The organism is Comamonas sp. 17RB (assembly GCF_030056555.1).
Classification (GTDB): domain Bacteria; phylum Pseudomonadota; class Gammaproteobacteria; order Burkholderiales; family Burkholderiaceae_C; genus Comamonas; species Comamonas terrigena.
The window spans coordinates 89,018-110,073 of sequence record NZ_JASHHY010000008.1; the positions used below are offsets into that span (position 1 = coordinate 89,018).

Here is a 21,056-nt window from a genome sequence, read left to right on the forward strand (position 1 = left end):
CATGCAGGCAACCCCACACACTCTCTCCCGCGCGCTGCCAGGCGCCACGGCCCTGGCCACGCTGGCCATCTGCGGGGCCTGGGGCCTGCCCGCTCCGGCCCAGGCCGCAGAGCCGTTGACCGGCGATGCCTGGCGCCAATGCGCTGCCACCACCGACAACCAGGCCCGTCTGGCCTGCTTTGACGGCTGGGCGCAGCAGCAGCAACCGCTGACCCCGCCCCCCGCCACCATGTTCCATGCCCCGGCGGCCAGTGCCCAGGAGCAGGCGGCTGCGCCACAGCAGGGCGTCCAGCAGACCGTGCAGCAGGCCGCCCAGGAACCGATGGTGGTAGCCGATGTCTCCGGCCAGGGGCTGCAGCCCACCAACGGCGGCTGCCGCGATCCCCGCTACAGCGAAATGTCGCGTTTCTTCGAGCTGGAACCCGGCTCGGACTGCGGCACCTTCAGCTTCCGCGGCTACCGGCCCATGTCGGTGTCGCTGACCACGGCCGACCATGTGAACGAGCAGCCCAGTTCGCCCGGCAAGGCCGCGTCGACCGAGCAGCCGTACAAGACCCAGGAAATGCGCATCCAGCTGTCGGCCCGCACCAAGATCGCCTCGGGCCTGCTGACCGACTCCAGCACGGGCCGCAAGGACTCGCTGTGGGTGGGCTACACCCAGCAGTCCTACTGGCAGGTGTTCAACGGCGACATTTCCCGCCCGTTCCGCACCACCGACCACGAGCCGGAAATCTTCTACGTCTACCCCACCGACGCCCAGCTGCCGTTCGGCTGGCGCTGGCGCTACAGCGGCGTGGGCCTGGTACACCAGTCCAACGGCCAGAGCGAACCGCTGTCGCGCAGCTGGAACCGCTGGTACCTGATGACCGGTGCCGAGCTGGGCAAACGCTGGCAAGTGCATGCCCGCCTGTGGAAACGCATCCCCGAAGGCTCGGGCGACGACGACAACCCTGGCATCCAGAATTACATCGGCCGTGGCGAAGTCAAGCTGGGCTGGAATGTCAACGACCAGAACTACCTGGGCGTGACCGCGCGCGGCTCGCTGGGCAAGGGCAAGGGATCCGGCCGCATCGAATGGCTGCGGACCCTGGGCGAAGGCTGGAATGGCGGCAAGAGCAATCTGCGCCTGCATGTGCAGCTGTTCAGCGGCTATGGCGACAGCCTGATCGACTACAACTACAAGCGCACCATGTTCAGCGTGGGCCTGAGCCTGCTGGATTTCTGAGCACCCTGCGGGACCAGGGCACCGGATGCCGCTGATCCTGATCCCCACCGGGACACAGACTGTTTCCGACTTCTCTGGGCGAACGTTCTTGCACGGCAGCGTATCTGCCCCTCAGAATGCGCCACATGCACAAGTGCAATGCACTGGGCATATTCGATTAAAGGCATCAATCCCTGTTTCATCGCAGGTTCTGCTGCCGGTGTTTCGCTGACAATGCGCTTCCCAGAGGACCACCATGGATCTGCAATATCAGCTCAAGGCAGGCAACTACTACCTGTATGACATGCGCGAAAAACCCAGCGCAGTCACAGGTGAGCGCCGCTTCAAGCTGAAAACCGCAGATGTGGCCATTGCCTTTGACATGCACACCGGCGAGGTGCACCAGCACGGCAACCCGCTGCGCATCCATTCCTGGGCCCTGACGATGCGGCGGCGCCTGCGCTCGGCAGGTCTCTGGGACGAAGCCGACGACATCATCGTGATCTCCGGCCCCCTGCCGGTGGACGAGATCAACAAATGCCTGTGGATACGCGGCTACTGCCGCCGCATGTTCCAGCGCCTGGCCACCCTGCCCCATGGCAAGCTGCAATCCCGCTGCCAGGGTGCCAACCCCTTCCGGCGCCAGGCGGCCTGATACACCCCTGAAAAACAAAACGGGACCGTGGTCCCGTTTTTTCTGGCCGGGCGGCTGCCCGGTTTGGCCGCCTACAGGCCGGCCTGGATGGACAGCGGCGTCACGCCGTCGGCCATGACCTGGGCACCTTCTTCACCCAGCACGTCCCGCGCCTCATCCACGCGCGGCTTCACCACGGTGACCGGCATCGGGCTATGCTTGAGCACATACTGCGACACCGAGCCCATCAGCGCCCCGCGCAAAGCCCCCATGCCCCGCGCACCGATCACGATCTGGTCGCACTGCAGGCGTTCGGCCATGTCCACCAGGGTGGGAGCGGGTTCGCCCAGCGCCACTTCCACTTCGTGGGGCACATCCGCCAGCTGCAGCTCCACCACCGCCGGCGCGGCCAGATGGGCACCGGCTTCCATGGCCGCATTGGCAATCGCATCCCCGTCCTGAGTGGCCAGCTCCAGGAACGAAGCCTCCTCCTGCACCTGGGCCAGCACCACCGTGGCGCGCAAACCGCTGCGCACCAGCGCGACCGTATGGCGCACGGCTTCCAGCGCATAAGGGGAGCCATCCACAGCCACCAATATTCTTGTCATTGCACTACCTCCTTGTCGATCGATTGACCACTTGTCCCCACTATAGACACCCTGCAGATTCCGGCACAACCCATGCCAGAGCAAACACCGGTGTCATCCATCTGGGACAATGCGCGCCATCATGCTGCAGTTTGACCTTCTCAAGACCGATCCGACCAGCCACGCGCGCCGTGGCACCGTGACCCTGAACCACGGCAAGGTCCAGACCCCCATCTTCATGCCCGTGGGCACCTATGGCACCGTCAAGGGCGTGATGCCGCGCAGCCTGGAAGAAATGGGCGCGCAGATCATCCTGGGCAACACCTTCCACCTGTGGATGCGCCCGGGCCTGGACATCATGAAGTCCTTCGGTGGTCTGCACGGCTTCGAGAAGTGGGACAAGCCCATCCTGACCGACTCGGGCGGTTTCCAGGTCTGGTCGCTGGGCTCCATGCGCAAGATCACCGAGGAAGGCGTGCACTTCCAGAGCCCCGTCAACGGCGACAAGCTCTTCATGTCGCCCGAAGTCAGCATGCAGATCCAGACGATCCTGAATTCGGACATCGTCATGCAGCTGGACGAATGCACGCCGTATGAGACCAACGGCAAGAAGACCACCGAGGCCGAAGCGCGCAAGTCCATGGAGATGAGCCGCCGCTGGGCCCTGCGCTCCAAGCAGGAGTTCGAGCGCCTGGGCAACCCCAACGCCCTGTTCGGCATCGTGCAGGGCGGCATGTACACCAATCTGCGCGAGGAGTCGCTGCAGGCGCTGGTCGAGATGGATTTCCCCGGTTACGCCGTGGGCGGTGTCTCCGTGGGCGAGCCCAAGGACGAGATGCTGGAGATCATGGCCCACACCCCCCATCTGCTGCCAGCCCACAAGCCGCGCTACCTGATGGGCGTGGGCACGCCGGAAGACCTGGTACAGGGCGTGGCCGATGGCGTGGACATGTTCGACTGCGTGATGCCCACGCGCAATGCGCGCAACGGCACCATCTTCACGCGCTATGGCGACCTGAAGCTGCGCAACGCCCGCCACAAGGTGGACCACCAGCCCATCGACACCACCTGCACCTGCCACGCCTGTGCAGGCACCAGCGGCGTGAGCTGGGATGACGGCGGCCGCGATGGCTTCAGCCGCGCCTATCTGCACCACCTGGACCGTTGCGGCGAAATGCTCGGTCCGATGCTGACCACCATCCACAACCTGCACTACTACCTGAACCTGATGCAGGAAGTGCGCGATGCGCTGGACGCCGGCACCTTCGCCGCCTTCCGCCAGAAGTTCGCCCAGGACCGCAGCCGCGGGGTCTGACCCAGGGGACTCTGTCCCAGTGGAAAAAGCATGGTGCGCGCCACACGCGCCATGCCACAGCCGCATCCGGGCAACCGGACCGGCGGGCCGCCAACCAGGCGGTCGGTGATCAGGGGCTGGACGGCGGTGCGCTGCGGTCCGGCTCCGCCACCCCGGGTGGTACGCCCAGCGCCGCAGGCGTTTCTTTCGCTGGCGTGCCACAGGCATGGCAGTAGCGGCTGAAAGCACTCTTGCGGGTATTGCAGTGACCGCAGTGGTCAAACAGGCCGATGCCGCAGTGGGGGCAGAAGTCGATCTCGGTGTTCTTCAGGTCCACCGGCCGCTCGCAGCCCGGGCACACGCTTTTGGCCAGTCGGCCCAGCGCCACGTCATAGCCCAGCTCCACGCGGCGCTGCACTTCGGGCAGGGCCTCTTGCAGCTTCTGCTTTTCCAGGTAGCGGTTCAACGCCAGGATGGCATAGCGCCCCAGCAGCACCGTGACCACAATGCCCACGATGTAGCGCACATAGCCGCCGTAGTCGGGCAGGTAGGGCACCAGCTCCACAAAGAAGGCAAACAGCGCAAAGAAGATGAAGCCCCAGACAAAGGGCCACCAGGTGCTCTTGCGCTGCCTGGCGAACAACCAGCCGGCCGCCACCAGCAAGGGCAAGGTGATGGCCAGGCGGTACAGGAACACGCGCAGCTCCACCTCCCGCTGCCGGGCCTGCCAGAGCGGGTAGGCGGCATCGTGCAGATCCCGCCACTCGCTTTCCGCGGCGGACACGTTCTGCGAAGCCGCCAGGCTGGTCTGCTCCACCTGTTCCAGCAGCTGGCGGGCCTGGTTTTCCGTCTGCTTGATCTTGTCGAGCGCCTGGGTGCGGGCAATCAGCTCGCTGTCCTGCTCAGGGCGTTCGGTCGCCCGGCGCGTGGCCACCCAGTTGTCGAAGGACTCGCGGGCCGACTGGTAGCGGGCCTTCTCGGCCTCGTACTTCAGCCGCGCCGTGTCGCGCGCCTTGTCCGCCTGCCGCTCCACCGTCTGGGCCTGGCGCAATGCAGCCCGCACCCGCTGGGCATCGGCCTGGGGAATGAAGTCTTCCACCTCCTGCACACGCTCCGCCTGCGGCAGGTTGCCCACCACCAGCCCGCCCAGCCCGATCAGAAAAGAGGCAAACACCACCGCCACCAGCCACAGGCCGCGGCGGAACCATTTCTCGGGCAACCGCAAAGACTTGCTCATAGAAACTCCTGATTCAATAGCTGCTTGTGCGCGCTGCAGCGGTGCGAAGTACCAGTTTAATCACCAATCTACTGCACCACACGCGGGGCACCTGCCAGCTGGGCACGCTGCAGCCACTGGGTGACGGAATCCACCGTCACGGTCTGGATGCGGCTGGTGAAGCGCTGGTCGTTCGGGTGGTCATCAAAGGCAATGTTCGCCGCCGACATGCGCCCTCCCAGGCGCGTCCAGGAGCGGATGGTCAGCGTGCTGGGCTCGTAGCCCTTGAACTTCATCCAGGCCTGGGCCTGGCTGCGCTGCTGCACGGTGGCCGGCTCCATCGCGGCCGCCAGGCTTTCGATGGCCCACTGGTTGGACTGCTGGTACTTCTGCCCCCAGGCGTAGCTGACCATGCTGTAAGGCTGGTGCTGCATGCGCAGCACGGTCTGCGGCGCGGTCAGGTAGCTCCACAGCGCCTGCTGGACGGCCGGCGTGGGCACCTGCACGGCGGCCACATAGCGCCACAGATCGTCCAGAAAGAACTCGCCCAGACCCTGGCGGTAGACCCAGCCATCGGCCGTGCCGCAGATATTGAGCTTGTGCGCCACCCGCCACGGCCCTTCCTGCGTGCGGTAGGCCCAGCCGAAGTGGGAGTACTGCAGCTGGTAGCTGGACAGGTCCTGGCCCGCCCGGGCCAGCAGCAGCACCTTGCTGCCGTTCTTCTGGTACTCCGCTTCCAGCACCTGCGCCGTGCGCTGCGCCAGATTCAGGCCCTGCGTCAGGGTCTCCACGTTCAGCGGCTTGGCGTCGCAGTTGCGCCCGGCATGGACGTTGCCCGCCAGGGTGGCCAGCGCCAGGCACAGCAGGCTGGTCAGGCGGGGAAGGGAAAAGTGCAATGAATGCATGGCAGAAACTCCGGCTCGGTCGGTGGCTGGCTTACAGACGCTCGTTGTGCAGCAGCGCCTTGCCCACCGCGTTGGGGATGAAGGCCAGCACCTTGCCGGCGGCCGACAGCACCACACCCGCGCCAATGGCGCTGCTCTGGATCACCGTGCCCACGCCCACCGAGGCAGCCCCCACCGCATTGCCCGACACCTCCAGCACCGCCGAGGCGCCGGTGGCCACGTTCTTGACCACGTAGACCACGCCATGGGCCGATGCCTCCACCCCTTCCACCAGCAGCGAAGCACCGACGCCGGACACCAGCAGCGGCGCAGCCAGCACGTCTTCGGACGCGCCGCCTTGGGACGCCACGGCCACCATCGACGCCAGCGGCAGGGCCGACAGCACCAGCGAGGTATCGCTTTGGGCATGGACGGCACCGGCGCCACCCCACAGTGCGCCGGCCATGCCCAGTGCACACAGGCTGTGGCGCAGGCTGCGGCCCCAGGCGGCAGTGATACGGCGGGTGAAAGCGGTAGGGATGTGCACGAAAGTCTCCTTGAAAGTGGTCTGCATGCAAAGGCTGCTGCAGTGCGGCGAATCATCGCCAGGCCGCGCCTGCGGCACGCCGTATTTGTGCCACCAGCACACGGCACGCTTCTTTGGGTACTTTTTGGCGATACTTTCAGCAACGATTCTGCGGCACAGCGCCGCTTCGGAATACCTAAAATCCGCTTTTGCATCGCTTAAGCTGTCTGCCATGTCTCCGTCAGGCCCCTGCATTTCCTTGTCTGTGCGACTGCGCTGGCTGCATGGCAGCCGGCGCATGCCGTCCTGGGCGCCGATGGTACTGGCACTGGGCCTGGGGATGGCCGCCCACAGCCGGGCGCAAACCGCACCACCGGTGGTGCCCGCGTTCTCGGCCATGGCCGCCGGCGCGGTGCCGGCACCCTGGCATTTCGCCAGCCTGCCGCGCAAGAAGCCCACGGAATTCAGCGTGGCGCCGCTGGACGGCCAGCAGGTGCTGCGGGTGCACACCCAGGATGCCTATGGCAATCTGGTGCTGGCGATCGGCAGCCCGGGCAGCTCCGCCCGCCAGTTGCACTGGCGCTGGCGCGTGGACCAGCCGGTGCAGGGCGCCGACCTGCGCCAGCGCGCCGGTGACGATGCGGCACTCAAGCTGTGCGTGTCTTTTGATTTCGATGCGCGGCAGCTCAGCTGGAGCGAGCGCACCAAGCTGCACCTGGGCCAGATCGCCACTGGCGAGGCCATTCCGACCGAGACCCTGTGCTACGTCTGGGATGGGACATCGCCCGCGGGCAGCGTGCTGCACAGCCCTTTCACCCACCGTTTGCGCTACCTGGTGCTGCATGGCAGCAATGCCCCGCTGGGACGCTGGCAGGAAGAAAAGCGGGACCTGGCGGCCGATTACGCCCGCGCCTTCGGGGACGAATCGCCCCAGGGCATGCCGGCGCTGACGGCGATCACCGTCTCCGCCGACGCCGACAACACCCACGGCGAAGGACTGGCCTACCTGGGCGACATCCATTTGCTGCCGTAAGCGCCGCCGCCGCGCAGCCGCTGCCCTCAGCGCGCCAGCAGCGCTGCCACCCGGGTGCGCAGGCCTTCGGGCGTGACCTGCGCGGCCGGCACGGCGTCCCCCACCTCCAGGCCCACCGCATTGAACAGCCCCCGGCGCAGCGGCTGCACCATGGCCACGTTCCTGCCGCCACGTACTTCGATGCGGCTGAAGTAGGAGCCCCACAGATTGGTCAGCGCCATGGGCACCACGGACACCTCCAGGCCATCGGCCCGGGCCTGTTCCAGGATTTTCAGGATGCCGGGCTTGAAGGGCTGCAGCTGGCCATCGGCAGTGATGGAGCCTTCCGGGAAGATGGCCAGCAGATCGCCTTCGCGCAGCACCTGGGCCGCGCGGGCGAACGCGGCCTCGTAGGTGGCCGCATCCTCCTTTTGCGGCGCAATCGGAATGGTCTTGGCCAGCTTGAACAGCCAGCCCAGCACCGGCGTCTGGAAGATGCGGTGGTCCATCACAAAGTGGATGGGGCGGGGGCTGGCCGCCATCATCAAAATCGCGTCGACAAAGCTCACGTGGTTGCACACCAGCACCGCCGCGCCGTGCGCCGGAATATGTTCCGCGCCGCGTACCCGGAAGCGGTAGACAAAGTGCGTGATGACCCAGGCCACAAAGCGCAGCAGGTACTCCGGCACCAGCAGGAACACGTAGAACGCCACCAGCGCGTTCGCAATGCCGGTGAGCAGGAACACCTGGGGAATGCTGGCCCCGGCTGCCAGCAAGGCCCCGGCCAGCACGCTGGAGGCAATCATGAACAGCGCGTTGAGGATGTTGTTGGCCGCGATGATGCGGGCGCGGTGCGTGGGCTGGCTGCGCATCTGGATCAGCGCGTACATGGGCACGCTGTAGATGCCGGCCGACAGCGCCAGCATGCCCAGATCCCACATCACGCGCCAGTGCACGCTCTGCGCAAAGAAGGTGCCCACGCCCATCAGATCGGACGGCGGCAGTGCGTGTGCGGCAAAGTACAGATCGATGGCGAACACGCTCATGCCGATGGCGCCCAGCGGCACCAGGCCGATTTCTACCTGGCGGCGGCTGAACACCTCGCACAGCAGCGCACCGACGCCGATGCCGATGGAGAAGATCACCAGCAGCAGCGAAGCCACATGTTCGTCACCGTGCAGCACTTCCTTGGCAAAACTGGGGAACTGGGCCAGGAACACGGCGCCGAAGAACCACATCCAGCTGATGCCCAGCAGCGAACGGAACACCACCGGCTGCTGGCGTGCCAGCTGCAGATTGCGCCAGGTTTCGGTGAACGGGTTCCAGTTGATGACCAGGCCCGGATCGGTGGCCGGCGCATGCGGAATGAACTGGGCGCACAGCCGCCCGACCAGCGCCAGGGCCACGCAGACCACCGCCACCTGGGTATGGCCCACCTCCGGCACGGCCACCAGCAAGCCGCCGGCCACATTACCCAGCAGGATGGCGACAAAGGTGCCCATTTCCACCATGCCATTGCCGCCGGTCAGCTCGCGGTCGTTCAGCACCTGGGGCAGGTAGGCAAACTTGACGGGACCGAACAGCGTGGAGTGCAGGCCCATCAGAAACACGCAGCCCAGCAGCACCGGCACATTGGCCGTGATGAAGCCCCAGGCGGCGATGGCCATGATGGCGATCTCCAGGTTCTTCACCAGGCGGAACATGCGCGTCTTGTCCCACTTGTCGGTCAGCTGGCCCGAGGTCGCCGAAAACAGCAGGAACGGCAGGATGAACAGCGCCCCAATCACCAGCCCCGCCATGGCGGGCGGCAGCCAGCCCACGCTGAGCTGGTAGGTCACCATCACCGTGAAGGCGAACTTGAACAGGTTGTCGTTGGCCGCACCACAGAACTGCGTCCAGAAGAAGGGCGCAAAGCGCCGCTGGCCCAGCAAGGCAAACTGGTTGGGATGGGGTTCCGATGGCGCGTGGTGGTCATGGTCCGGCTGTTGCATCTCACCCTCTTTGGCACCTGTTCACAGGTCCGGTTGGTACATGGATTCAAGTTCATGGGGCCCCTCCGGGCCCCTCTGCGCTGCATTATTTACGATAAAAATCATGGTGCTGCAGCCACGCCAGTGTCAGCGCCACGCCGCCGCAGGGCGCCGCATTTCGGCAGCGGCACCGGACCGTCACACCGGCGGTATCCATAATCGATACCAATGAGCACCACCATCGACCTGATCCACGCGCTGAAGAAAGAGCTGAAGGCCGCGCACATGACCTATGCCGACCTGGCGCGCCACCTCGACATGGCCGAATCCAGCGTCAAGCGCATGCTCTCCAAGGGCGATATGCCCCTGTCCCGCATCGATGCCATCTGCCGCGCGCTGGGGGTCGACTTTGCCGACCTGGCACGGCGCGTGGCCGACAGCCAGCCGCTGCTGCAGGAGATGACGCCCGAGCAGGAAACCGCCGTGGTGGCCGACCGCAAGTTGCTGCTGATGGCCATCTGCGTGCTCAGCCAGTGGACGCTGGAGCAGATCACCGCCACCTACCGCATGACGGAGGCCGAAGGCATACGCTACCTGGCGCAGCTGGACCGCATCGGCATCATCGAGCTGCGCCCCGGCAACCGCTACCGCCTGCGCCTGGCCAAGACCTTCCGCTGGCGGGCACGCGGGCCGGTGATGGAGTATTTCCGCGAGCATGCGGTGCTGGACTACTTTGGCGGCAGCTTCGACCAGCCGGGGGAGACCATGCTCATGGTGCATGGCAACATCTCGCGCGCGCTGGCACCCAGCTTTGTGGACCGCATCCAGCGCCTGGCGCACGATTTTTCGCAGCAGCATCTGCAGGACCAGCGCCTGCTGCCCGAACAGCGCGAGGGCTACACCCTGGTGCTGGGCATGCGCAGCTGGGAGTTCACGGCCTTCACGGCCCTGCGCCGCTGAAGGGGCCTCTGCAAGGCGGACACGTAACCGCACTGTCCGTGCATTTGCCTACGCAGCTTCACACAGCTTTGCACAGCAGCGATCCCCGCTTGACGCAGCCCGCCGATGCTGGAGGCACTGCAAACCACGCGCAAGAGGAGTCGCTCATGTCCCACACCCCTGCCCTGACCACCCGCCTGCTGCTGGGCGCCGCCCTGGCGCTGACGGCGGCACTCGCCTCGGCCCAGCCGGTGTACCGCGCAGCCCCTGGCGCCCCACTGGTCGTGGAAGTGCGCCATGACGGCCGCCACATGCACCGTCCGCCCCCTCCGCCGCCCCGTTATGAACGCCATCGCCCCCGCGCCGGCCATGCCTGGGTGGGCGGCCACTGGCGCTGGCAGGGGCACCGCTATGTCTGGATTCCCGGTCACTGGGTCAAGGCCCCGCGCCACCACCGCCCGTACTACGGCCACCGCTGACATCCCGCGCTGATTCCCGCGCGGATATCCCACCCTGACAGCACAACGCCCCGTGAAGGGGCGTTGTGTCGTGGGGGAAGCTGCTTACACCAGCGGCTGGGTGAACACCGTCAGCTGGCCGCTCATGCCATGGACTTCCCGGCCGGAGATTTCCCCGGCGGTCACAAAGCCCACCAGCGGGATCGGGCCCAGCGCATGGCGGATCAGCTGCAGCTCGGCATCGGCTTCGTTGGTGGCCGCCGTGCCTCCGCGCAGGTGGCTGCGCACATAGATGGCGCCGCGCACCATGCGCGCCGGCGCGGGCACACCGGCCTGGGGCCAGGGGATGTCCGGCGCCAGCTCTTCCTGGATTTCGGCACAGGCGCGGCGCAGCTCGGACCAGGCCGCCGCACTGCTGCGTTCGCAGAACGCCACATGCATGCCCTTGTCCACCGTCTCGTCCAGCACGATGCCGCGGCGCAGCGGGTCCAGGCCCACGATCGGGCGCACGCGCGAACGCACATCGATGCTGCTGCCATGCGGCGTGTAGGTGTCCAGCGACAGCGCCAGCAGCGTGTTGCGCACGCGGCTGATGGCGGCCTGGGCATCCACTTCCAGCTGCACATCCAGGGTCTGCATCAGCACGTCCAGCGCTGGGCGGCCGTTCAGCCCCAGGATCACATGGTCGCGCGCCTCGGTGATCTCCATCGGCGGGGCAATGGGCTTGCAGCCCTGCACCACGCGCGAAAGGGTGTGCACCTGGTCGGAAAACGCCACGCCCGACAACCCGCCGGACAGCAGACCGGTGTCATGGGCCACCGGCAGCTTGCGGCTCCAGGCCAGCTGGATGCCGCAGCGCCGGTCGGAGCCGAAGCCCCCCATCATCTCGCCACTGGCGGTGTGCGATGCCAGCTCCAGCAGCAGCTCTTCCAGCTCGGGCATGCGCCCGTCGCCGTGCACCAGCACGCTGTGCACCTCGAAACCTTCCACCTCGACCCGGGCAATCGGCTGCAGGCCGGAAAACTGGCGGAAGTCCGCCGTGCCCAGCAGCGGCAGCATCACGGCCAGGGCCCCCTGCTCGCCGGCGTAGCGCATGTCGCCGCCCAGAATGGCCGGGGCCGCCATGCCGCTCCAGTGGCTGACTTCGGGCAGCTCCTTGGCGACGGCGGCCAGGATGTCTGCCGCATGTGCGGCATAGGGCGTGGTCAGATACATCAGGCCCAGGGCGGGCCAGGCTTGGCCCGATTGCATGGCCATTTGCGCCCGCAGTTGTGCCACCACCTGGGACAGCGCTTGCTGCCATTGGGCGTGGCTGGCATGGGCACAGGGAAAAAACGCCATGGAGTCCGTCCCTGTCCTTAGCGGCTGCGCTTGCGCGCGGGTGCGGCGGGCTTGGCCGCGGGTTGGGGCGCCGCGGTACGTGCCGCTTTGGGTGCGGCCTTTTTGGCCGCAGGCGCTTTCTTGGCTGCGGGGGCCTTCTTGGCCACAGGCGCCTTCTGCGCAGCGGCGTTGCGCGGGGTGGCCGCCGGCTTGGCGGCCTTCGCCGTGGCCTGGGCGGCGGCGCTGGAAGCGGCCTTCACCCCTTCGCTGGCCTGGCGCACCATGCTGCTGGCGGCGTTCATGGCCGCCTTGGTGAAATCGGTGGCCATGTGGGTGGCCTGGGCCATGGCCTGCTGCTGTGCCGGGTCCTGCAGCGCCGTGGCGGCGATCTGCTGGAACTGCTGCGACAGCGCACCCCACCACAGCATGGGGTCCCCCAGGCCGGCAGGTCCGGCGCCGGGCGGTGGCGCGGAGGCATCGGCCTGCGCCGCGCCGGGCTGCGCCGCAGCCTGGGCCTCGGAGGCGGCGGCCGGGTTCGGTGTGTCGGCCTCGGGGGCGTCGCTTTTGGCGGCCTTGGCCGCCGCCGACGACATGGGCCAGTCGGCATTGCCATTGGACGGTGCCGTGGCTGCCTTTTCCGCCTTGTCCGCCGCCTTGCCGGTGAAGGTCTTGGCCAGATCGGCCATGCTGACATTCATGCCCTGCAGGGTGCTGAGCGTCATCTTCTGCACTTCCAGCGCCTGCACCGTGGCCGCCAGCGCGCGGCTGTTCTGCTCCAGCCAGAACTGCACGGCCTTGAGCTCTTCAATGCGCTTGCTGATTTCCTCGATGCTGACCGTGGGCGCCACCCAGTGCGACAGCGGCGGCATGCCGGCCGAAGATTGCCCGGCCTTGCTCAGGTTTTGCAGAAAGTCGAAACCGGGGATGAATTTGCCGAAACCGAAGGGAGTGTGGTCGCTCATGGCCGTCCTCAGAAATGCTGGTCGTGGAGCACGGAGCGCCGCCGCGCGGCACACCGTCTTGTCCGGTACAGCTTACTCCAGCTCCCAGCACTCGGATAGCAACTGCCGCGCAGCGTTGCACAGGACCCACCGCTGCACGCCCAACGGTGCTCAGGCCAGCAGCAAAGTCCGCTCGGCGGCAGGCAGGACCCGGGTAGCGGGGACGGCCACACCGTCCAGCCGGAAGACCCGCACCGTGTCCACCAGCGCGCTGGCCTGCTGCTGCAACGCCAGGGCGGCGGCAGACGCCTGCTCCACCAGCGCGGCGTTCTTCTGGGTGGTGTCGTCCATCTGTGCGATCGCCTGGTGCAGCTGTCCCAGGCCAGCGCTCTGCGCCTGGCTGGACTGGGCAATGTCCTGGACCAGGGCCGCCATGTGCTGCACGCGGCCCTCGATCGTGGCCATGGTGCCGCCCGCCTGCGCCACCCGGGCCCGGCCCTGCTCCACCTCGTGGACGGAGTGCTGGATCAGTCCCTTGATTTCCTTGGCGGCCACGGCGCTGCGCTGGGCCAGCTCCCGCACTTCCGCCGCCACCACGGCAAAGCCCCGGCCCTGTGCGCCGGCGCGCGCAGCCTCCACCGCCGCATTGAGCGCCAGCAGATTGGTCTGGAAGGCGATGCCGTCGATCACCGCGGTGATGTCCACGATGCGCTGCGAGGCCCCCTGGATATGGCCCATGGCCTGGGCCACGGCGTCCACCTCGCTGCGCCCCTGCTGGGCGATCTGGGTGGCCGATGCGGCCAGCGCACTCGCCTGCTGGGCATGCTCGGCATTGCGCTGCACGGCTTCGTTCAGATCGTGCATGGAGGCCGTGGTCTGCTGCAAGGCGGCCGCCTGGCATTCGGTGCGCTGCGACAGATCCCGGTTGCCACTGCTGATTTCCTGGGACGCCAGTGCCATGGCATCGGTCCCCTGCCGCACCTCGCCCACGATGTGGCGCAGCCGCAGGTTCATTTGCTGCAGGGCCTGCAGCAGCTGTCCGGTCTCATGCCGCGCCGGGCTGGTAGGGATGTCCTGGCTCAGATCGCCGGCCGCCACATGCTGAGCCGCCTGCACGGCCTGGGCCAAGGGCCGCGCAATGGCACGCACCAGGGTCACGCCCGCCACGCCGGCCACCAGCAGGCCCAGGCACATGGCAGCCACCGACAGCCAGAACACCTGCTGGTAGCGCTGCTGCGTGGCACGGTAGAGGGCTTCGCCCCGCTGGCGCTGCAGCGCCATCAGCGCATCGAGCGCCGTCCGTGCCGGCAGGTAGCGCGGGGCCAGGGACTGGGTGTACAGCTCGGTCGCTCCCGGCAGATTCATGCTGCGCAGCGCGGCCACCGCCGGGCGCACCCCCTGCTGCAGAAATTCCTGCTGCGCTGCGGCAAACTGCTGGGCCAGTTCCTGCTCCCGCCCATCGCGCAGGGCCGAGGCAAACGCCTCCCAGGTGGAGGCGCTGTCCTTGAGCTGCGCCTCCAGCGCATCCATGTCGCTGTCGATCTGGATCGGATCGGCGATGGCCGAGACCACCCCGAACTTGCCCATGTCCAGTGATTTGGTCACCTGGGCCAGCTGCTGCATGGGCTGCAGCTGCTGCTCCACCAGCGACTGCAGGGCCAGTTTGCTGTCACGCAGGCTGTACAGGCCCAGGGCCCCGAGCACGGCCAGCAGCAGCGCCAGAAAGCCCATGGCGGCGGCCAGGCGGGACCGGAGAGAGAGGTGTTGGAACATGCATGTCACCCATCGAAAAGATAGACACCCCGCCCTCCGGACGGGCCACGGTCACACCGCCGGATCAGGCGGCGCGGCCTCCCAGGTACAGCTCGCGCACCTGCGGGTCGCTCATCAGCGAGTTGGCGGCCCCGGTCAGTGCCACCGTGCCCATGGACAGCACATAGGCCCGGTCGGACATGCGCAAGGCCTCCATGGCGTTCTGCTCCACCATCAGAATGGTCACGCCTTCCTTGTCGCGCACCTGCACGATGGCCTTGAACACCTCCTGCAGCATCTTCGGAGAGAGGCCGGCCGAGGGCTCGTCCAGCAGCAGCAGGCGGGGCCGCGGCATCAGCGCACGCGCCAGCGCCAGGATCTGCCGCTCACCGCCCGACATCGAGGACGCCGGTGCGTTGAACTTGCGCTCCAGCACCGGGTACAACGTGCACAGCTCCTGCATGCGCTGCTTGCAGTCGGCGTCCGACATGAAATGCCCGCCCACCTGCATGTTTTCGCGGATGGTCAGCGAACTGAACACGTTCTCCGTCTGCGGCACAAAGCCCAGACCCAGCTTCTGGATCTTCTGGTGCACCGGCATCTGGGACACATCCTGGCTCTCCAGCACGATGGAGCCCGAGCGCGGACGCAGAAAGCCGGCGATGGATTTCAGCAGCGTGGACTTGCCGCAGCCGTTGGGCCCCAGCAGCGTGACGATCTCGCCGCGCTGCACCTGCAGCGTCATGCCCTTGAGGATGTCCACTTCGGCGGTGTAGCCCGCCACCACATTGTCGATCTCGATCATGCGCCCTCCACTTCCGCACGGGGTTCGGTCTTGGGCGCATGGCCGCCACCCAGATAGGCCTGCAGCACGCGCTCGTTGGACGACAGCTCGTCCGGGCGACAGCTGGCCACGATATGGCCACGGTCCAGCACGATGCAGCGGGTGCAGACTTCGCGGATGAAGTGCATGTCGTGCTCCACGATCACCACCGTCATGCCTTTGTGGTTCAGGCGACGCAGCACCTGCACGATGTCGTTGCGCAGATTGGGGTGCACCCCTGCCGTGGGCTCGTCCAGCATCAGCAGGCGCGGGTCGCCCATGAGTGCGCAGACAATGCCCAGCAGCTTTTTCTGCCCGCCGGACAGGCCCGACGCCGGCAGGTCCTTGACATGGCTGAGCAGCAGCTCGTCGAGCAGCGCAGCCGCCTTGTCGCGTGCGGCCTTTTCGGCCGCCCGGGCACCCACGGTGTTCAGCAGCGTCTCCCAGAACCCATGGTGCTGGGTGGCCGCAGCCATGGCCACCTCCATCACCGACATCTTGGTGGGCATGGAAGGCAGCTGGAAGGTGCGGCCCAGGCCCGACTCGACGATGCGGTAGGCCGACAGCGCATCGATGCGCCGGCCTTCCAGCGTGATGCTGCCGCGGTCGATGCGCTCGAAACCCGTCACGGTGTTGAGCAAGGTGCTCTTGCCCGAACCATTGGGGCCCAGCAGGCCGACGATTTCACCGGCAGCGATGTCGAAACTGACATCCTCCAGCACCTTGTTGCCGCCAAAGGCCTTGGCCAGCGATTGAACTTGTAGCAGGGAACTCATGCGATCTTTCGCACCTTCTCGGGCACCAGGCCCTGGCTGCGCCACATCAGGCTGGCCAGCAAGATAAAACCAATCAGACCCAGACGCAGCGCGCCCGAGATGTCGGAGCTGAAGCCGAAATAGTCCTTGGCGAACGGCACCAGCGCATAGGCGCCTTGCACCACCACCACACCCACCAGCACCCCGGCGGTGTTGCCCAGACCGCCGATCATCAGCATGGTCCACAGCCAGAACGTTTCCGATGCCAGCATGTAGTCGGGACCGACAAAGCTCATGTAGTGCGCATACAGCGAGCCGGCCAGGGCCGTCAGTGCCGCACCGGACATGATGGCGCGCGACTTGAGCGAGCGCAGGTCATAGCCCATGCAGGCCGCCAGCTGCGGCTCTTCCCGCATCAGACGCAGTGCGCGGCCGAAGCGGCCGTTGCCGACACGGCGGCAGGCCAGTGCAAACACCAGCACCGCCAGCAGCACCAGCGCCAGGAAGGCGATGGCGTTCCAGGGACGGCCCAGGCCATCGAACAGCGAAGGAATGGCGCTGATGCCCTGCGCGCCCCCCGTCAGCCACACCTCGTTGGTGGCAGCGGTGCGCAGGATTTCCGCAATCGCCAGCGTGGCGATGCCCCAGTAGTCCGATGCCAGGTTGCGCCCCAGGCGGGCAATGCACCAGCCCAGCGCCATGGCCACGCACACCCCGATGGCGGCCCCCGAGAAGCCGCCCCAGCCCGACTGGATGGCGATGCCCGTGGCATAGGCGCCAATGCCGGCAAAGGCGATGTGGCCGAAGTTCAGCAGGCCCGAATAGCCGGCCTGCAGGTTCAGGCCCAGCGCCATCAGCGCATAGATACCGGCCACCGTGACCGAAGAAATCAGAAAATCAAACACGACGCACCTCCCGGTCGAACAGGCCATAGGGCTTGAACAGCAGCGCCAGCAGCAGAATCAGGAACGAGGCTGCGCTGATGTAGGCCACCGGCATGAACAGCGGATCCCCGCCCACCAGGCCGCCAAAATCGATATTCGTCACCGCGGTTTCCGTTGCGGCAATCAGCAGTGCGCCGGCCACGGCCCCCAGGGGGTTGCCCAGCCCGCCCAGGATGGCGGCGGCAAACACCGGCAGCAGCAGGTCGTAGCCCAGGTTGATGTGGGCACCGGTGGACAGGGCCAGCATGCTGCCGCCCAGACCGGCAATCGCCCCGCTGGCAAACGCCACGCCGCGGGTGATGCCCTCGGCATTCAGGCCGGAGGCCGCGGCCAGTGCCGGGTTGCTGGCCAGTGCCCGCATGGCGCGTCCGGTGCGGGTGAAGAACAGCAGCATCGCAAACAGCAGCAGCAACACCACGGTGGTGCCGACAAAGTACAGCTGCGTGGCGGTCACGCGGGCCTCACCGATCAGGATGGGCTCCGTCAGCGGCAGGTTGAACATGCGCGGAAACGAGCCCGCAAAACCTTGCATGAACGCCACCACCAGCATGGCCACGGCCAGCGAGCCGATCATGGCAATCGCGGGTCCGGCGCGCAGCAGGCGGCGGAACACCAGCAGGTGCAGACCCAGGGTCAGGGCCCCGGTCACGGCACAGGAAATGGCAATCGCCAGCACCAGGGGCACGCCGCTGGCATGCATGGCATAGGTTACGTACGCACCGAACATGGCGTACTGCACATGGGCGATGTTGGGAAATTTGACAAGCCCGTACACCATGCTCAGGCCCAGGGCGATCAGCGCCAGGTCCGAAGCACGCAGCAGCGTGTCCACCAGAAATTGAAGCATCTTGAGAATCCAGAGAGAAACAGTCCGCCGGCTCCGACGCATCAGAGCCGGCAGAGGGTTCAGACCATCAGCGGATCAGCGCGGCACTACCTTGCCGTCGTACTTGAGCTTGGCGTAGGGAGGGTCGATGCGCTGGCGCTCGGCATCGAACGCGATGGGACCGGTCACACCCACATAACCGCCCTTGCCCAGGTCCTTCAGCGCGGCCTGCACCTTGTCGGTGTCGGTGGACTTGGCCTTGTTCATGGCGGCGGCCGTCATCAGCACCGCGTCATAGGCGTAGCCGGTGTAGGAGGTCTTGGTGCCTTCCTTGTACTTGGCGTTGAAAGCGGCCTGGTAGGCCTTGCCGGCATCGCCGTAGACATTGCCCACTTCCATGCCCAGCTGGCCGTTGGCGATGTTGGCCGGCGTGTCGGACAGGCTCATGGACAGCAGGATGGCGTACCAGGGGCTCTTGCGCAGGCCCAGCTCGTAGGCTTCGCGGTTGAGCACCGCCGATTCCTGGCCGTAGGCCGTGTAGATATAGGCATCCGGCGCGGAGCGCGACACCTGCTGCAGTTCGCGGCGGTAGGTGGACTGGCCGGCGGTGTACAGCAGCTCGGTCACCACCTTGCCGCCCAGCTTTTCGAATTCCTGCTTGAAGCCGTGGGCCACGCCCTGGCCGTAGGCATTGTTGGGGGCGATCATCGCGACCTTGCGGTAGCCCAGCGCCCAGGTGTCGGCGGCCGAGAACTGGTTGCCCAGGTTTTCCAGACCGATCAGGTTGAAGGAGGAAGCACCCAGCTCGCGCACCTTGGTGCTGGTGCTGGCCACATTGATGTGGCCCACGCCTTCCTTGACCAGGTACTGCGCCATGGGCAGCGTGATGCCGGAAGAGTATTCGCCGATCACCACCGGCACCTTGTCCACGCTGGCCAGCTTGCGTGCGGCGTTCAACGCCGTGGTCGGGTTGCCGCCCGAGTCTTCCACGATCACGCCGAACTTCTTGCCCAGCACACCACCGTCGGCGTTGACCTTGTCCACCGCCAGCATCACTGCACGACGCACGTCTTCGCCCACGGTGGCGTTGGCGCCGGTCAGCGACAGCACGGCCCCCATGTTGACTGTTTCCTGGGCTTGCACCACAGGGGTGACCGACAGCGTGCCCAGCAGGGCCGTGGCTGCGTAAAAACTGCGCATTTTGAACGTCATGTTTACTCCTCCTTCAGATAAATGGCAGGCGAATATGCCCGACCTGGTTCGCATGGCATGTACCCCGCAAGACACATGCCACCTCAGCAATCTGCGCTCAGCGCTGCATGTGCGGATAGGCATGGCCCGTGGGGGGCAGATGCGTCTCCTTGACCGTGCGTGGTGACACCCAGCGCAGCAGGTTCCAGGCCGATCCAGCCTTGTCGTTCGTGCCGCTGCGGCGCGCACCGCCGAAGGGCTGCTGCCCCACCACGGCGCCCGTGGGCTTGTCGTTGATGTAGAAGTTGCCGGCGGCAAAACGCAAGACCTGGCCCAGCTGCGCCAGCACCTGGCGGTCGCGTGCAAACACGGCGCCCGTCAGCGCGTAGGGGCTGGTCTGGTCCACCAGCTGCACCACGGCATCCCACTGCCCGTCGTCGAAGACATAGACCGCCAGCACCGGGCCGAAGATTTCCTCGCGCATCAGCGCATGCTGCGGATCGCTGACCTGGATCACCGTGGGTGCCACAAAGAAGCCTTCGCTGTCATCCGCCGTGCCGCCGGCCACCAGCTGGCAGCGGCTGTCGGTCCGTGCGGCGTCGATGTAGCCCTTGATGCGCTGGAATGCCTTGCGGTCGATCACCGCGCCCATGAAGTTGCTGAAGTCGCGCACATCGCCCATGCGGATCTCGGACAGCATGGCCAGCATGCGCTCCTTGACCTGGGGCCACAGCGAGGACGGGATGTAGGCGCGCGAGGCGGCGCTGCACTTCTGCCCCTGGAACTCGAACGCACCGCGCACCAGGGCGGCGGCCAGTGCCGCGGCGTCGGCCGAGGGGTGGGCCAGCACAAAGTCCTTGCCGCCGGTCTCGCCCACCAGACGCGGATAGGCACGGTAATGCGGCAGATGCTGCGCCGTCTGCTGCCACAGGCTGTCGAACACCGCCGTGGAGCCAGTGAAGTGGATGCCTGCCAGATGCGGGCTGGACAGCACGGCGCCGCTCACCACCTGGGGATCGCCGGGCACGAAGTTGATCACGCCCGGCGGCAGACCGGCTTCTTCCAGCAGCTCCATGAACAGGTAATTGCTCAGCGATGCCGTGGCCGACGGCTTCCACACCACGGTATTGCCCATCAGCACCGGGGCCGTCGCCAGATTGCCGCCGATGGCCGTGAAGTTGAACGGGGTGATGGCATAGACAAAGCCTTCCAGCGGGCGGCAGTCCATGCGGTTGCGCACGCCGGGGCTGGACAGAGGCTGCTGCGCGGCCAGTTCCTGGGCGAACTGCACGTTGAAGCGCAGGAAGTCGATCAGCTCGCAGGCGGCATCGATTTCGGCCTGCTGCACCGTCTTGCTCTGGCCCAGCATGGTGGCGGCATTGAGCTTCTGGCGCCAGGGGCCGGCCAGCAGGTCGGCAGCCTTCAGAAACACTTCGCAGCGTGCATCCAGGCTCCACTGCGACCAGTCCCGCTGTGCCGCGCACGCGGCCTGCACCGCCTGCTCCACATCGGCGGGGGTGGCCTGGCTCAGGCGGGCCAGCCGGTGCTGGTGGGCATGGGGGCTGACGACCTCCACGGTGTCGCTGCGCTGCTGGTGGCGGCCGGCGATCACCAGCGGAAGGTCCACGCACTGGGCGTGCTGCTGTTCCAGCGCGGCCTGCAGCTGCGTGCGCTCGGCCGATCCCGGCAGGTACGACAACACCGGTTCATTGACGGCGATATGGCTGGAGTTGATACAAGACATAGAAAAAGTGATCCAAACAAAACAAGATTGGATCCA

General features: G+C 66.6%; 20 protein-coding genes. 6 read left to right on the plus strand and 14 right to left on the minus strand.

The window, feature by feature from the left end; genetic code table 11:
* The first annotated feature begins 1 nt into the window (after position 1).
* Positions 2-1,225, plus strand: a complete 1,224-nt coding sequence (locus QM470_RS15035) for a phospholipase A (protein ID WP_283339828.1) — start codon at positions 2-4, stop codon at positions 1,223-1,225.
* Positions 1,226-1,460: 235 nt separating this feature from the next.
* Positions 1,461-1,859 carry a hypothetical protein gene (locus QM470_RS15040; RefSeq protein WP_283339829.1) on the plus strand — a complete coding sequence of 133 codons (399 nt, stop codon included), beginning with the start codon at positions 1,461-1,463 and terminating at the stop codon, positions 1,857-1,859.
* Between the two features lie 71 nt (positions 1,860-1,930).
* Here QM470_RS15040 and QM470_RS15045 read toward each other — a convergent pair whose 3' ends face one another.
* Complete coding sequence (locus QM470_RS15045; protein ID WP_283339830.1) at positions 1,931-2,446, minus strand: universal stress protein; 516 nt, start codon at positions 2,444-2,446, stop codon at positions 1,931-1,933.
* Between the two features lie 121 nt (positions 2,447-2,567).
* On the opposite strand from QM470_RS15045, the gene tgt reads away from it, so the two are divergent.
* Complete coding sequence (gene tgt / locus QM470_RS15050; protein ID WP_066541800.1) at positions 2,568-3,740, plus strand: tRNA guanosine(34) transglycosylase Tgt; 1,173 nt, start codon at positions 2,568-2,570, stop codon at positions 3,738-3,740.
* A gap of 109 nt (positions 3,741-3,849) precedes the next feature.
* Here tgt and QM470_RS15055 read toward each other — a convergent pair whose 3' ends face one another.
* The 3 genes from QM470_RS15055 to QM470_RS15065 form a co-directional block, all read right to left on the minus strand.
* Positions 3,850-4,956 (minus strand): serine endopeptidase, encoded by a 1,107-nt coding sequence (locus QM470_RS15055; protein ID WP_283339831.1) that lies wholly within the window; start codon positions 4,954-4,956, stop codon positions 3,850-3,852.
* Between the two features lie 68 nt (positions 4,957-5,024).
* On the minus strand, positions 5,025-5,840 hold the full coding sequence (locus tag QM470_RS15060; RefSeq protein WP_283339832.1) for a DUF2145 domain-containing protein: 816 nt from the start codon (positions 5,838-5,840) through the stop codon (positions 5,025-5,027).
* Between the two features lie 31 nt (positions 5,841-5,871).
* Positions 5,872-6,285: a hypothetical protein gene (locus tag QM470_RS15065; RefSeq protein ID WP_502846848.1), complete on the minus strand. Its 414-nt coding sequence runs from the start codon at positions 6,283-6,285 to the stop codon at positions 5,872-5,874.
* Between the two features lie 325 nt (positions 6,286-6,610).
* Between QM470_RS15065 and QM470_RS15070 the strand changes: the two genes are divergently transcribed.
* Entirely contained in the window at positions 6,611-7,378 is a 768-nt protein-coding gene (locus QM470_RS15070; protein WP_283339972.1) for a DUF3047 domain-containing protein, read from the plus strand.
* A 26-nt stretch (positions 7,379-7,404) separates the two neighbouring features.
* Here QM470_RS15070 and QM470_RS15075 read toward each other — a convergent pair whose 3' ends face one another.
* Positions 7,405-9,348 carry an MFS transporter gene (locus tag QM470_RS15075; RefSeq protein ID WP_283339834.1) on the minus strand — a complete coding sequence of 648 codons (1,944 nt, stop codon included), beginning with the start codon at positions 9,346-9,348 and terminating at the stop codon, positions 7,405-7,407.
* A gap of 207 nt (positions 9,349-9,555) precedes the next feature.
* Here QM470_RS15075 and QM470_RS15080 point away from each other — a divergent pair, with 207 nt between their 5' ends.
* Both QM470_RS15080 and QM470_RS15085 read left to right on the plus strand, forming a co-directional pair.
* A complete protein-coding gene (locus QM470_RS15080) occupies positions 9,556-10,287 on the plus strand; it encodes a helix-turn-helix domain-containing protein (RefSeq protein WP_066541659.1) in 732 nt (243 codons plus the stop codon).
* 146 nt (positions 10,288-10,433) lie between these two features.
* Entirely contained in the window at positions 10,434-10,745 is a 312-nt protein-coding gene (locus QM470_RS15085; protein WP_279999410.1) for a hypothetical protein, read from the plus strand.
* A gap of 84 nt (positions 10,746-10,829) precedes the next feature.
* On the opposite strand, the gene QM470_RS15090 is transcribed toward QM470_RS15085, so the two are convergent.
* From QM470_RS15090 to pruA, 9 genes are all read right to left on the minus strand, one after another.
* Positions 10,830-12,065, minus strand: a complete 1,236-nt coding sequence (locus tag QM470_RS15090; protein WP_283339835.1) for an FIST signal transduction protein — start codon at positions 12,063-12,065, stop codon at positions 10,830-10,832.
* Between the two features lie 17 nt (positions 12,066-12,082).
* Entirely contained in the window at positions 12,083-13,006 is a 924-nt protein-coding gene (locus QM470_RS15095) for a PhaM family polyhydroxyalkanoate granule multifunctional regulatory protein (RefSeq protein WP_283339836.1), read from the minus strand.
* A gap of 150 nt (positions 13,007-13,156) precedes the next feature.
* Positions 13,157-14,758 (minus strand): methyl-accepting chemotaxis protein, encoded by a 1,602-nt coding sequence (locus QM470_RS15100; protein ID WP_283339837.1) that lies wholly within the window; start codon positions 14,756-14,758, stop codon positions 13,157-13,159.
* A gap of 64 nt (positions 14,759-14,822) precedes the next feature.
* On the minus strand, positions 14,823-15,542 hold the full coding sequence (locus QM470_RS15105) for an ABC transporter ATP-binding protein (protein ID WP_283339838.1): 720 nt from the start codon (positions 15,540-15,542) through the stop codon (positions 14,823-14,825).
* On the minus strand, positions 15,539-16,336 hold the full coding sequence (locus QM470_RS15110; protein WP_280014290.1) for an ABC transporter ATP-binding protein: 798 nt from the start codon (positions 16,334-16,336) through the stop codon (positions 15,539-15,541). The genes QM470_RS15105 and QM470_RS15110 overlap by 4 nt, the downstream gene beginning before the upstream one ends.
* A complete protein-coding gene (locus tag QM470_RS15115; RefSeq protein ID WP_066541645.1) occupies positions 16,333-17,220 on the minus strand; it encodes a branched-chain amino acid ABC transporter permease in 888 nt (295 codons plus the stop codon). The genes QM470_RS15110 and QM470_RS15115 overlap by 4 nt, the downstream gene beginning before the upstream one ends.
* The gene (locus QM470_RS15120; protein ID WP_066541643.1) at positions 17,213-18,106 is read right to left on the minus strand and encodes a branched-chain amino acid ABC transporter permease; all 894 of its coding nucleotides are present in this window, start codon (positions 18,104-18,106) and stop codon (positions 17,213-17,215) included. Before QM470_RS15120 ends, QM470_RS15115 begins: the two co-directional genes overlap by 8 nt.
* Before the next feature lie 75 nt (positions 18,107-18,181).
* Positions 18,182-19,297, minus strand: coding sequence for an ABC transporter substrate-binding protein (locus QM470_RS15125; protein WP_283339840.1), 1,116 nt, complete (start codon positions 19,295-19,297; stop codon positions 18,182-18,184).
* 97 nt (positions 19,298-19,394) lie between these two features.
* On the minus strand, positions 19,395-21,020 hold the full coding sequence (gene pruA, locus QM470_RS15130; protein ID WP_283339841.1) for an L-glutamate gamma-semialdehyde dehydrogenase: 1,626 nt from the start codon (positions 21,018-21,020) through the stop codon (positions 19,395-19,397).
* Positions 21,021-21,056: the final 36 nt, after the last annotated feature.